Annotated in this window: 13 protein-coding genes; 8 read left to right on the top strand and 5 right to left on the bottom strand. The window is 65.2% G+C overall.

What is annotated here, in order from left to right; genetic code table 11:
- The 3 genes from AC3IFE_RS11295 to phaR all read left to right on the top strand — a co-directional run.
- Nucleotides 1-1059 (top strand): acetyl-CoA C-acetyltransferase (locus tag AC3IFE_RS11295; protein WP_489190566.1); only part of this gene is annotated, 1059 nt, incomplete at its 5' end.
- A 135-nt stretch (nucleotides 1060-1194) separates the two neighbouring features.
- Nucleotides 1195-1935 carry a 3-ketoacyl-ACP reductase gene (locus tag AC3IFE_RS11290; RefSeq protein WP_006491801.1) on the top strand — a complete coding sequence of 247 codons (741 nt, stop codon included), beginning with the start codon at nucleotides 1195-1197 and terminating at the stop codon, nucleotides 1933-1935.
- Between the two features lie 118 nt (nucleotides 1936-2053).
- Nucleotides 2054-2620 (top strand): polyhydroxyalkanoate synthesis repressor PhaR, encoded by a 567-nt coding sequence (phaR, locus tag AC3IFE_RS11285; protein ID WP_006485265.1) that lies wholly within the window; start codon nucleotides 2054-2056, stop codon nucleotides 2618-2620.
- 252 nt (nucleotides 2621-2872) lie between these two features.
- Here phaR and AC3IFE_RS11280 read toward each other — a convergent pair whose 3' ends face one another.
- From AC3IFE_RS11280 to AC3IFE_RS11270, 3 genes are all read right to left on the bottom strand, one after another.
- The gene (locus tag AC3IFE_RS11280; RefSeq protein ID WP_089467557.1) at nucleotides 2873-3148 is read right to left on the bottom strand and encodes a hypothetical protein; all 276 of its coding nucleotides are present in this window, start codon (nucleotides 3146-3148) and stop codon (nucleotides 2873-2875) included.
- Nucleotides 3149-3763: 615 nt separating this feature from the next.
- Nucleotides 3764-4015, bottom strand: coding sequence for a hypothetical protein (locus AC3IFE_RS11275; RefSeq protein WP_089467555.1), 252 nt, complete (start codon nucleotides 4013-4015; stop codon nucleotides 3764-3766).
- 222 nt (nucleotides 4016-4237) lie between these two features.
- Nucleotides 4238-4432, bottom strand: coding sequence for an AidA/PixA family protein (locus AC3IFE_RS11270; protein ID WP_489190564.1), 195 nt, complete (start codon nucleotides 4430-4432; stop codon nucleotides 4238-4240).
- Nucleotides 4433-4981: 549 nt separating this feature from the next.
- Between AC3IFE_RS11270 and rimO the strand changes: the two genes are divergently transcribed.
- The 4 genes from rimO (at nucleotide 4982) to AC3IFE_RS11250 (ending at nucleotide 9231) form a co-directional block, all read left to right on the top strand.
- Nucleotides 4982-6343: a 30S ribosomal protein S12 methylthiotransferase RimO gene (gene rimO / locus AC3IFE_RS11265; RefSeq protein ID WP_089467554.1), complete on the top strand. Its 1362-nt coding sequence runs from the start codon at nucleotides 4982-4984 to the stop codon at nucleotides 6341-6343.
- 3 nt (nucleotides 6344-6346) lie between these two features.
- Entirely contained in the window at nucleotides 6347-7273 is a 927-nt protein-coding gene (locus AC3IFE_RS11260; RefSeq protein WP_089467553.1) for a sugar kinase, read from the top strand.
- Nucleotides 7274-7392: 119 nt separating this feature from the next.
- Entirely contained in the window at nucleotides 7393-7935 is a 543-nt protein-coding gene (locus AC3IFE_RS11255; RefSeq protein WP_489190563.1) for a hypothetical protein, read from the top strand.
- A gap of 114 nt (nucleotides 7936-8049) precedes the next feature.
- On the top strand, nucleotides 8050-9231 hold the full coding sequence (locus AC3IFE_RS11250) for a cystathionine beta-lyase (RefSeq protein WP_489190562.1): 1182 nt from the start codon (nucleotides 8050-8052) through the stop codon (nucleotides 9229-9231).
- 86 nt (nucleotides 9232-9317) lie between these two features.
- Here the strand turns inward: AC3IFE_RS11250 and serB are convergent, their stop codons facing one another.
- On the bottom strand, nucleotides 9318-10163 hold the full coding sequence (gene serB, locus AC3IFE_RS11245) for a phosphoserine phosphatase SerB (protein ID WP_089467550.1): 846 nt from the start codon (nucleotides 10161-10163) through the stop codon (nucleotides 9318-9320).
- A 169-nt stretch (nucleotides 10164-10332) separates the two neighbouring features.
- Nucleotides 10333-11283, bottom strand: a complete 951-nt coding sequence (locus AC3IFE_RS11240; RefSeq protein ID WP_489190560.1) for a LysR family transcriptional regulator — start codon at nucleotides 11281-11283, stop codon at nucleotides 10333-10335.
- Between the two features lie 125 nt (nucleotides 11284-11408).
- On the opposite strand from AC3IFE_RS11240, the gene AC3IFE_RS11235 reads away from it, so the two are divergent.
- Nucleotides 11409-12425 carry a zinc-binding alcohol dehydrogenase family protein gene (locus AC3IFE_RS11235; protein ID WP_489190559.1) on the top strand — a complete coding sequence of 339 codons (1017 nt, stop codon included), beginning with the start codon at nucleotides 11409-11411 and terminating at the stop codon, nucleotides 12423-12425.
- Nucleotides 12426-12533 lie beyond the last annotated feature (108 nt).

Genomic DNA, 12533 nt, shown 5'->3' with positions numbered 1-12533 from the left:
GGCGTGAAGCCCGAGCAGGTCAGCGAAGTGATCATGGGCCAGGTGCTGACGGCCGGCTCCGGGCAGAACCCGGCGCGGCAGTCGCTGATCAAGGCAGGGCTGCCGAGCGCCGTGCCGGGCATGACGATCAACAAGGTGTGCGGCTCGGGCCTGAAGGCCGTGATGCTGGCGGCGAACGCGATCGTCGCGGGCGACGCGGAGATCGTGATCGCGGGCGGCCAGGAGAACATGAGCGCGGCGCCGCACGTGCTGCCGGGCTCGCGCGACGGGTTCCGGATGGGCGACGCGAAGCTGGTCGACACGATGATCGTCGACGGGCTGTGGGACGTGTACAACCAGTACCACATGGGCATCACGGCGGAGAACGTCGCGAAGGAATACGGGATCACGCGCGAAGAGCAGGACGCGTTCGCGGCGCTGTCGCAGAACAAGGCGGAAGCCGCGCAGAAGGCCGGGCGTTTCAATGACGAGATCGTGCCGGTGTCGATCCCGCAACGCAAGGGCGAACCGCTGCAGTTCGCGACCGACGAATTCGTGCGTCACGGCGTGACGGCGGAGTCGCTGGCCGGGCTGAAGCCGGCGTTCGCGAAGGACGGCTCGGTGACGGCGGCGAACGCGTCGGGGCTGAACGACGGCGCGGCGGCGGTGCTGGTGATGTCGGCGCAGAAGGCGGCGGCGCTGGGCCTGACGCCGCTGGCGTGGATCAAGGCGTATGCGAACGCGGGCGTGGATCCGAGCGTGATGGGCATGGGCCCGGTGCCGGCGTCGCGCCGTGCGCTGGAGCGCGCGGGCTGGACGCCGGGCGATCTGGATCTGATGGAGATCAACGAGGCGTTCGCGGCGCAGGCGCTGGCGGTGCACAAGCAGATGGGCTGGGACACGTCGAAGGTGAACGTGAACGGCGGGGCGATCGCGATCGGCCATCCGATCGGCGCGTCGGGCTGCCGGATCCTGGTGACGCTGCTGCACGAGATGGCCAAGCGCGATGCGAAGCGCGGGCTGGCGTCGCTGTGCATCGGCGGCGGGATGGGCGTCGCGCTCGCGGTCGAGCGTCCGTAACCGGCCCTCCGTAACCGGCCGTTCGCCACTGGCGAACCGGATCCGTGCTTCGGCCGATTGCGGCTTCGGCCGGCGTCACGTGAAGTCAGAGGGGGCTTCAGGCAGCTCTCGAAACCAAAAAATGGAGTGAGATTTATGTCTCAGCGAATTGCGTACGTAACGGGCGGGATGGGCGGCATCGGCACCAGCATTTGCCAGCGCCTGTCGAAAGACGGCTTCAAGGTGGTTGCAGGTTGTGGCCCGAACTCGCCGCGCCGGGTGAAATGGCTCGAGGACCAGAAGGCGCTCGGCTACGACTTCATCGCGTCGGAAGGCAACGTCGGCGACTGGGACTCGACCAAGGAAGCGTTCGACAAGGTCAAGGCCGAAGTCGGCGAGATCGACGTGCTGGTCAACAACGCGGGCATCACGCGCGACGTCGTGTTCCGCAAGATGACGCATGAAGACTGGACGGCCGTGATCGACACCAACCTGACGAGCCTGTTCAACGTGACGAAGCAGGTGATCGACGGCATGGTCGAACGTGGCTGGGGCCGCATCATCAACATTTCGTCGGTGAACGGCCAGAAGGGGCAATTCGGCCAGACGAACTATTCGACCGCGAAGGCCGGCATTCACGGCTTCACGATGTCGCTCGCGCAGGAAGTCGCGACGAAGGGCGTGACGGTCAACACCGTGTCGCCGGGCTACATCGGTACCGACATGGTGAAGGCGATCCGTCCGGACGTGCTCGAGAAGATCGTCGCGACGATCCCGGTGCGGCGGCTCGGCGGGCCGGAGGAAATCGGTTCGATCGTCGCCTGGCTCGCGTCGAACGATTCCGGTTTCGCGACGGGCGCCGACTTCTCGCTGAACGGCGGCCTGCACATGGGCTGAGCGTCCGGGCTGCGCGGGCCGGATGGCCGCGCAGCCGGGCGTTTCCGAAGGCCCCCGCCTCCCGGATTCGGGCGGCGGGGATTCGTCACTTGCGCTACGCTGCACTCAAAGGCGTTACATGACTACTACAAAGAAGACGGCCGAACGGCTCATCAAGAAGTACCCGAACCGCCGGCTCTACGATACCGAGACAAGCACGTACATTACGCTGACCGACGTGAAGCAGCTCGTGCTCGAGCAGGAGGACTTCAAGGTCGTCGATGCGAAGTCCAACGAAGACCTGACGCGCAGCATCCTCCTGCAGATCATTCTCGAAGAGGAAAGCGGTGGCGTGCCGATGTTCTCGTCCTCGATGCTGTCGCAGATCATCCGTTTCTACGGTCATGCGATGCAGGGCATGATGGGCACGTACCTGGAAAAGAACATCCAGGCATTCATCGACATCCAGAACAAGCTCGCGGATCAATCGAAGAACCTCTACGAAGGTAACGCGATGAACCCGGAAGTCTGGTCGCAGTTCATGAACATGCAGGCCCCGATGATGCAGGGGATGATGACGAGCTACATCGAGCAGTCGAAGAACATGTTCGTGCAGATGCAGGAGCAGATGCAGAACCAGGCGAAGTCGATGTTCAGCACGTTCCCGTTCAAGCAGCCGGGAGCGTCGGAGCCGGAGAAGAAGTAAGCGGCGATCCGGTGTGGACGCGCAAAGTGTCACACCGGCATCGCGTGGGACGTCCCGTGCGGGACGGCAACCGGCCGCGTCGCGGCACGATTGTCCGCATGGTGGCATTGCCCGCGCGGACATGGGCGTTGTCGTGCCGTCGCACATCGGTGCAGATTAAAACGCACAAGGCCGACCGGCAAAGCCCGGTCGGCCAAACATCAGATAAATCGCCGATTGTAAAAAAAGCCGATGACCGGATTTTCGGCCGGCTTATCGAACCGCGAAGCGGCCTGCCGCCGATCCGTTCGCGCAATTATTTCCGTAAATAAACAGATTTCTATTTTCGGAAAATGCCGAGTAGATGATCGGGAACACTTCCTTGGCGCTGAACGAGTAAATGCCATCGTTGATGGATACGAGGAGATTGCCGCTCGTATCGGTTTCGATCTTGTCGATCTTGCCTGCCTTGCAAAGCGATTCCGCGGACGCATACGAGGAGGCGGCAAGCATCATGACGGAAGCGAGGGTGGCCGCGAGTTTTCTCATGGTCTTTCCTTGATGAATGAGTGGATTGCTGGGGTTGTGATGCGGGTAATGCGCGGTTCAGTATTGGCTGGCCGAATGGGCGCCGATGTCTGAATGACGTGAAATATATCGGAGGTTGATCGGGTTTTGGATGAAGGTGGCGGATTTGGAAATGGTTTTTATTGATTGTTGAGTGTTATAAATTATTCTGATGAATTGTGTTGCGCGGTCAAGCGAAGATCGGGGGTGGTGAGTGGCTGAGAATAAATAAACTCATCGATTTTTATTTATTTCTCTATTTTTATTTGCTTGTCCGGATTTTTTGAGTAATGGCATCCGGTATTGAGGCTGGCAGCCGATGCTGCAAAGGGGCATATTCACGGGCGATGCGCGCGGCGGACACGTTTCGTATGCGATTTGTCAGTATCGCGCGGTGAGTGCGGTCGATAGCGATAGTCACGCGTCTGCGCCGACAACCGGCCGGCCGCCACTCCATACGGAGCTCGGCCTGATCGGCGATGGCGACGAGGCGGTCTGGTTCAACCGGTGCCTGACGATGTATCCGAAGTGAACATCGGATCGAGTACGGGCCTGCTTCGGTGGACTTCTTGCGATTTCGTCACGGAATTGGAGGCGTCACGCCGGATCGAATCCGTTTTCGCCATCCGGCGGCGGCAGATCGAGAACGAGCTTGACCGCGCTGTAGTTGGCCTTGAGCGAAAATACGCGGCCGATCACGAGAAACGTCTGCCGGGAATTTTCGAGCTCGACGAAGTCGCCGGGTTGCGGCACGTGGGCACCCTGGTCGTAGGAAAAGCTGGTGCTGGTTTGCTCACCGATGGCTTCTGCCGCGTGTTCGGTGAATTCGATCGTGATGTGGGTGGTCATGCGAGCCCCGTTGAGTGGAGGGAAGAGAGCGATGGCTTCGATTTTCGCATAGCGGCGCCGCGAATCCGTGCCGATTTTTGTGCGATACGCTTGACCGCAGCTTCACTCTCCGGGGGGGGCGTGTGCGCTTGAACGATGTGGCGGGATGCACCGGAAGGCGTCATTCACGGGTGCTCACTTTGTCGAAGCAGGCACCCGTCGCCCAGCCTCTCGGGTTTCTATTTACAGCGCCAACGTGGTAATTGTCGGATCCCATTCGTAGTAGCTGTGAAGGCTTTGCGTTTCCCCGTCTGCGTCGAGCTTGTATAGTGCGAATTCGATATTCCACGCGCCTTGATTTTTGGAGCGGCGGTAAGGGTCGTCGCACAGCAGGTATTGATGATTGTGCCCGATCTGGACAGGGGCGGTTTTGACCATGGACGTTCTGCCCTGCGCCTCTTCAATCACTTTTCCGCATTAATCACCGCGAGCAAGGTGATTTCCCGAATGCCGGCGTCAATGTTGGGTTGCTTGTACATTTCGTTTCCTCGAGTGAATTGCTACCGCGGGTCAAAGGGGCGCGCGATTTGTCTGCAAGGCCGGTGCATGACGTACGCAATCTCGCACACGAAAAACATAACTTCCCCCGCGCGGCACATCCATTACACTCGATTACATGTCCACGTCATTTGAATTCCGTATGATCGGCTGAAGCGGCAAAGCCCGATATTGGGCTTGCACTCGCCAGCACGGCGGGAACCGGTGCGGTTTTCACAGAGGGTATTGGGGTCCGGTGGCTTGAGTGCGATTACCCATTGCACAGGCTTGCGTTCGGTCGTCACGGCATGCGGCATAGAGGCTGTCCCGCGCACGGCCGGGGGGGCGAAGGCGCCGGTTCCCGCAACCGCGGGCCTGTCATTCATTTTGGCTCGCCGCCCCTAAATGGCTGTAAACTCACGCTTTTGCTGCCACGCCCCCACATTCCAGATGTCCCAGTCCCCCAAAGTAGGGTTCGTATCCCTCGGGTGCCCGAAGGCGCTCGTCGATTCCGAACAAATCATCACGCAACTGCGCGCCGAAGGTTATGAAATCTCCGGCAGCTACGACGGCGCCGACCTCGTCGTCGTGAATACCTGCGGCTTCATCGACGAAGCCGTGCAGGAAAGCCTCGACGCGATCGGCGAAGCGCTGACCGAAAACGGCAAGGTGATCGTCACCGGCTGCCTCGGCGCGAAGTCGAGCGCGAGCGGCTCGAACCTGATCGAGGAAGTCCACCCGAAAGTGCTCGCCGTCACCGGCCCGCACGCGGTGGGCGAAGTGATGCAGGCCGTGCATTCGCACCTGCCGAAGCCGCACGACCCGTTCGTCGACCTCGTGCCCGCGGCCGGCATCAAGCTCACGCCGCGCCACTACGCATACCTGAAGATCTCCGAAGGCTGCAACCACCGTTGCACGTTCTGCATCATCCCGTCGATGCGCGGTGATCTGGTATCGCGCCCGGTCGCCGAAGTGATGCTGGAAGCCGAGAACCTGTTCAAGTCGGGCGTGAAGGAACTGCTCGTGATCTCGCAGGACACGAGCGCATACGGCGTCGACGTGAAGTACCGCACGGGCTTCTGGAACGGCAAGCCGATCAAGACGCGCATGACCGACCTGGTCGCCGCGCTCGGCGAACTCGCCGCGCAGTACGGCGCGTGGGTGCGCCTGCACTACGTGTATCCGTATCCGAGCGTCGACGAAGTGATTCCGCTGATGGCCGAAGGCCCGTTCAAGGGCCACGTGCTGCCGTATCTCGACGTGCCGTTCCAGCACGCGCACCCTGAAGTGCTGAAGCGCATGAAGCGGCCGGCGAACGCCGAGAAGGTGCTCGAGCGCGTGCAGAAGTGGCGCGAGATCTGCCCGGACCTGACGATCCGCAGCACGTTCATCGCGGGCTTCCCCGGCGAGACGGAGGAACAGTTCGAAACGCTGCTCGACTTCATCCGCGAGGCGGAACTCGATCGCGTCGGCTGTTTCGCGTATTCGCCGGTCGAGGGCGCGACCGCGAACGACCTGGACGGCGCGCTGCCGGACGAGGTTCGCGAGGAACGTCGCGCGCGCTTCATGGAAGTGGCGGAGGAAGTGTCGGCGAACCGCATGCAGCGCAAGGTCGGCAAGACGCTCAAGGTGCTGATCGACGAAGTCGGCGCGGAAGGCGGCATCGGCCGTACGGCAGCCGATGCGCCGGAGATCGACGGCGTCGTCTACGTCGAGCCGGCGGCGAAGGCATCGAAGCGCTACAAGGTCGGCGATTTCGTGTCCGTGAAGATCACGGGCGCCGACGGCCACGATCTGTGGGGCGAGGTATAAGCGATGGCCGCTGGATTCCCGGAGATCCTCGCGCTCGGCGAGGCGATGATCGAATTCAACCAGTCGCAGCCGGGACGGCCTGAATACCTGCAGGGCTTCGGCGGCGACACGTCGAACTTCTGCATCGCGGCGGCGCGCCAGGGCGCGTCGACGGGCTTCGTGTCGGCGATCGGCGACGATCCGTTCGGCCGTCTGCTGGCCGACATGTGGGCGTCGGAGCAGGTAGACGCGACGTACGTGCGGATCGACCGCTCGGCGCCGACCGGCGTGTATTTCGTCACGCACGGCGCCGATGGCCATCAGTTCGACTATCTGCGCGCGGGGTCGGCGGCGAGCCGCTACGCGACGGCCGACTTGCCGCTCGACGCGCTCGCGGCCGCGCGGGCCGTGCACCTGTCGGGCATCAGTCTGGCGATCAGCACGGCCGCGTGCGACGCGGCGTTCGCGGCGATCGACCATGCGCGTCGCAACGGCGCGAAGGTCAGCTTCGACACGAACCTGCGGCTGAAGCTGTGGCCGCTGCCGCGTGCCCGTGCGGTGATGCGCGAGGCGCTGCGGCAGACGGACATCTGCCTGCCGAGCTGGGACGACGTCACGGCGCTCACCGGCGCGAACGATCGCGACGCGATCGTCGACGCGATGCTCGAACACGGGCCGCAGGTCGTCGCGTTGAAGCTCGGCAAGGACGGCGCGTATGTCGCGACGCCGCACGAACGGCGCGTCGTGCCGGGCTTCGCGGTCGAGGCCGTCGACGCCACTGGCGCGGGCGACTGCTTCGGCGGCGCGTTCGTCGCGCGGATCGTCGCGGGCGACGATCCGTTCGCGGCCGCGCGTTATGCGAACGCGGCGGCGGCGCTGTCGACGACCGGTTACGGCGCGGTCGCGCCGATTCCGCGTCGCGATGCGGTGGAACGCCTGATGCAGGGCTGACGCGAAACGCGCAAGCCCCGCGCATCCGCGGCGCAGGCTTGCGCGGTCATGCAGGAACCGGGTCCGGCCCGGCACGGTCCGCGATGGTCGGGCGAATCTGAAGCAAGGAGCAACACACGGTGGGTCGATATTCGGAATGGCAACGGGCGCTCGTCGTCGCGGGCGCGCTGGTGGCGAGCATCGCGATGCCGACGGGGGTCACCGCGCAGGCGGTCGCGCCGGGCGTGCAGCAGGACGAACCGGCGCCGGCGCGGCCGCTGAAGCCGAATCCGGAGTTTGCCCGCCTGCCGCGCTACGAAGGCACGCTCGGCGATCGGCCGATCGTCGTGCACCTCGGCCCGAAGACCGACGAGGAAGGCGTGCACGGCGAATACCAGTTCGCCGACACGGGCGAAGTCGTGCTGCTCGCGGGCGACCGCGACGGCGATACGCTCGAGATCGAGGAGTCGAACGACGGCACGAACATCACCGGCGTGTGGATCGGCCGCTTCGACGCGACGGGCGACCTGAAGGCCGACCGGATGAATTCGGACGAATCGGACCCGCAGCCGGTCGTGCTGCGTCTGGCGCCGGGCAAGCGCGCGGCGCTGCAGGTGCGCGACGGCCGCGTGCAGGAAGTCGAGACGGTGGGCGGCGTCGTCAACCTGCGTACCGACGACTGAGCGCGTGCTGGCTCGGTGCGCGCGGCGCGCATTGTACCGGGCCAAGCGCGCCGATTTTGGCTACTCTAACGACATATTCCGCAACCGAACGGCCGCGTGCCCGGCCCCCCAGTCATGACTGCCTCCACTCCCAAGCGCGCGCTGCAAACCCGCATCGTTCAACCCGACGACGTCATTCCGGAAGGCTTCCGTTCGTTCGTGCCGCCGGTCGCGCGCGCGTCGACGGTCGTGTTCCCCGATCTCGCGACGATGCGCGCGCTGGTCTGGCACGACGACAATCAGTGGCGCTACGGGCTGCACGCGACGCCCACGTCGCTCGCGCTCGCGCAGCGGCTCGCCGAGATCGAAGGCGGCACGCACGCGCTGCTTCAGCCGTCGGGTCTCGCGGCGATCATGAACGTCTACTTCGGGATCGTGAAAGCGGGCGACGACGTACTGGTTCCGCATAACGTGTACGGCCCGAACGCCGATTTCGGCCACTGGCTCGCGAACGATTTCGGCATCACCGTGCGCTGCTACGATCCGCTGATCGGCGCCGGCATCGCCGAGCTGATCCAGCCGAACACGCGGCTGATCTGGCTTGAGGCGCCGGGCTCGGTGACGATGGAGGTGCCCGACGTGCAGGCGATCACGGCGGCCGCGAAGGCGCGCGGCATCGTCACCGCGATCGACAACACTTTCTCGGCGGGGCTCGCGTTCAAGCCGTTCGCGCACGGCGTCGACATTTCGGTGCAGGCGCTGACCAAGTACCAGTCTGGCGGCAGCGACGTCCTGATGGGCGCGACGATCACCGCGAACGCGGAACTGCACGCAAAGCTGAAGCTCGCGCGGATGCGCTGCGGAATCGGCGTGTCGGCCGACGATTGCTCGCTCGTGCTGCGCAGCCTGCCGAGCATGCAGGTGCGCTTCGATGCGCATAGCAAAAGCGCGCTTGCGCTCGCGCGATGGCTGAAGGGGCGGCCGGAGATCGCGACGGTGCTGCACCCGCAGATCGCCGACTGCCCGGGGCACGCGTCGTTCATGCGCGATTTCACGGGTGCGGGCGGGTTGTTCTCGGTGGTGTTCGACGCACGCTACAGCGCGGAGCAGATCGACCGTTTCGTCGAGTCGCTCGAGCTGTTCGCGATCGGCTGGAGCTGGGGCGGCGCGTGCAGCCTCGCGATGCCTTACGACGTCGCGTCGATGCGTCCGGACTGGCCGCATCGCGGCACGCTGGTGCGTTTCTACGTGGGTCTCGAGGACGAAGCGGACTTGCGCGCGGACATCGAGCGGGCGATGCAGGCCACGCTCGGCTGATCGCACGCCGGCAACGTCCGGCACAAAAACGAAACGCCGGCGCGATGCGATATCGCGCCGGCGTTTTCATTGACGGTGCCGGGGGATCAGAACAGGCGCAACAGCCCGTCGAGGCCGACATGGTCGAATGCGACGGTGGCCGCATCGCGCACGACGGGCTTCGCGTGGAACGCGACCGACAGCCCGGCTTCCGCCATCATCTTCAGGTCGTTCGAGCCGTCGCCCATCGCGATCGCGCGGCTCGGCTCGAGGCCGAGCGACGCGCAGGTATCGCGCAGCAGGCGCGCCTTCACGTCGGCGTTGACGATCTCGCCGAGCACCTTGCCGGTAAGCTTGCCGTCGACGATCTCCAGCGTGTTCGCATGCGCGTAGTCGAGGCCGAGGCGGGCTTTCAGCCGCTCGGTGAAGAACGTGAAGCCGCCCGACACCAGCAGCGTCTTCATGCCGGCGGCCTTCACGCCGGCCAGCATCGTTTCGGCGCCCGGCGACAGTTGCAGCCGTTCTTCGTACACGCGCTCGAGCGCGTGCGCGTCGAGCCCGGCCAGCAGCGCGACGCGGCGCGTGAGGCTTTCGTTGAAATCGCGGATCTCGCCGCGCATCGCCGCTTCGGTGATCTCCGCGACCTGCGTTTTCAGCCCGCAGAAATCGGCGATCTCGTCGATGCATTCGATCGTGATCAGCGTCGAATCCATGTCCATCACCGCGAGCCCGAAATCGCCGAGCGTGCGGCCGGCCTCGACGAAGCCGAAGTCGAGCGCGTGCGTGCCGCAGTACGCATCGATGTCGAGGCGTTGCGCCGGGCTCGCGTTTTCGATGCGCAGCGCGTGATCGTCGGTCTGCACGACGCGGGTGCCGCGCGACAGCGCGAGCAGCGGTTTGTGATGGGCGTCCGACAGCGGCGCAAGACTCTGGATGACGAGATTGTGGGTCATGACGAGTGGTTGGGAAGCGAATGAATGACGTGCGCGGCCCACGGGCGGCCGCCTGCGCGCGCGGGCCCCGTGCGGCGGCGGGCCAGTGCGTCGCGAACGCGCCATTGTAGCCGGTTGGCCGCGCGTGGCGGCCGGCGCGGGCGCGAAACCGTGCGCGGGATGGCGGTGGTTACCCGTTTGCCCGATCCCAGTACGGCGGATCGCCGAAATGCTCGGCCAGGAACGCGATGAACGCGAGCGTTTTCAGCGGCACGTGCGCGCGGCTCGGATAGACGGCCCAGATCGCGACGTCGTCCGCGAACGGGTAGTCGTCGAGCACGGTGACGAGCGCGCCGCTCGCGAGCAGCGGGCCGACGTCCCAGGTCGACTTGATCGCGATCCCGAAGCCGTCGACGAGCGCTTCGCGGATCGCCTCGCCGTTGCTCGCGACGAGCCGGCCGCCGACCCGCACCGTGAGCGCGCCTTGCGGCGTCGCGAACGACCAGTCGCGCTGGTCGCCGAGGATCACGCATTCGTGCTGCGTCAGGTCGGCCGGATGGCGCGGCGTGCCGTGTTCGGCGAGATAGGCGGGCGAGCAGCACAGCACGCGGCGGTTGGTGGCGAGCTTGCGGGCGACGAGCGTCGAATCCTTCAGCACGCCGAGACGGATCGCGACGTCGTAGCCGTCGTCGACCAGATCGATGATCTCGTCGGACAGCCGCAGATCGAGCGACACGGACGGGTAGCGGCGCAGGAACGCCGGAATCACCGGTGCGACGTGCTGGCGCCCGAACGACGACGACATCGACACCTTCAGCCGCCCGTACGGCTCGCTGCGACCGCGGCCCACCGACGCACGCGCCGCGTCGGCGGCCGCGAGCAGCGCGTCCGCGCGCGCCATGAAGATTTCGCCGTCCTGCGTAAGGCTGATGCGGCGCGTGGTGCGGTGCAGCAACCGGGCGCCGAGCTGGCGTTCGAGCTGGGCGATGCGCGCGCTCGCGACCGCGGCCGACACGCCGAATTCGCGCCCGGCCGCGCTGACGTTCGCGAGCAGCGCCGCGCGCACGAACAGCGCGACGTCGAGCAGGTCGAGCGGCTTGTCGGGCGCGGGAATCGGACCAGCCTCGGGATCGGACCTCATTATTCTGAAATTCCTGAAAATGTTTCAGGAAATATAGCGGTTTTCTCGAATGATCGGGTTGCCTACGATGGCACGCATGGAGGTTGCGCCGCAGCCTGCCGGATCCCCCTGAAAGGAGTATCGAGATGAAAGCCGTTGGATTGACCCGTTATCTGCCGATCGACGACCCGCAAGCGTTGCTCGACGTGGAACTGCCGCAGCCGGTGCCGGGCCCGCGCGACCTGCTTGTGAAAGTCGAGGCGATTTCCGTGAACCCGGTCGACACCAAGGTGCGTGCGCCGAAGCCGCAGGTCGAGGAGACGCCGCGCGTGCTCGGCTGGGATGCGGCCGGCACGGTCGTCGCGGTCGGCGCCGACGTCACGCTGTTCCGGCCCGGCGACGAAGTGTTCTACGCGGGCAGCATCACGCGGCCCGGCGCGAACAGCGAATTCCACGCGGTCGACGAGCGAATCGCCGCGCTGAAGCCGCGCACGCTCGACTTCGCGGCGGCGGCCGCGCTGCCGCTCACCGCGTTGACCGCGTGGGAAGCGCTGTTCGATCGGTTGCGCGTGTCGCCGCAGGGCGCGGACGCCGGCAAGTCGGTGCTGATCATCGGCGGCGCGGGCGGCGTGGGCTCGATCGCGATCCAGCTCGCGAAGACGCTCGGCAAGCTGCACGTGATCGCGACCGCGTCGCGGCCGGCATCGGCCGAATGGGTGCGCACGCTGGGCGCGGATGCGGTGGTCGATCATTTCGGCGACCTGCCGGCGCAGTTGCGCGAGGCCGGCCATCCGAGCGTCGACTACGTGCTGATCTTCAACGATACCGACCATCATTTCCCGGCCGCCGCGGAAGTCATCCGGCCGCAGGGCGGCATCTGCACGATCGTCGAGAACGCGAAGCCGGTGCCGGTCGAATTGCTGAAGGCGAAGAGCGCCGCGTTTCACTGGGAATTCATGTTCACGCGCGCGATGTTCGAGACGCCGGACATGATCGAGCAGCACAAGATCCTCGGCGAAGTCGCACGGTTGATCGACGCCGGCACGCTGCGCACGACGCTCGGCGAACAGCTCGGCACGATCAATGCCGAGAACGTGCGGCGCGCGCATCGAATGCTCGAGGGCGGCCGCGCGATCGGCAAGCTCGTGCTGAGCGGCTTCTGAGCCGGCAACGCGCGTCGATAAGGTGACGGCGCCGCGAACGCAAGCGGGGTAACACCCGATGCGTTTGCGGCGCATTGCATCCTGCTTGGCGGTAGACTGGCAACGCAT

The organism is Burkholderia sp. APQ4-4ca (assembly GCF_057837105.1).
Note: the sequence above shows the minus strand (reverse complement) of the source record. Positions and strands in the feature narration are given on the sequence as shown.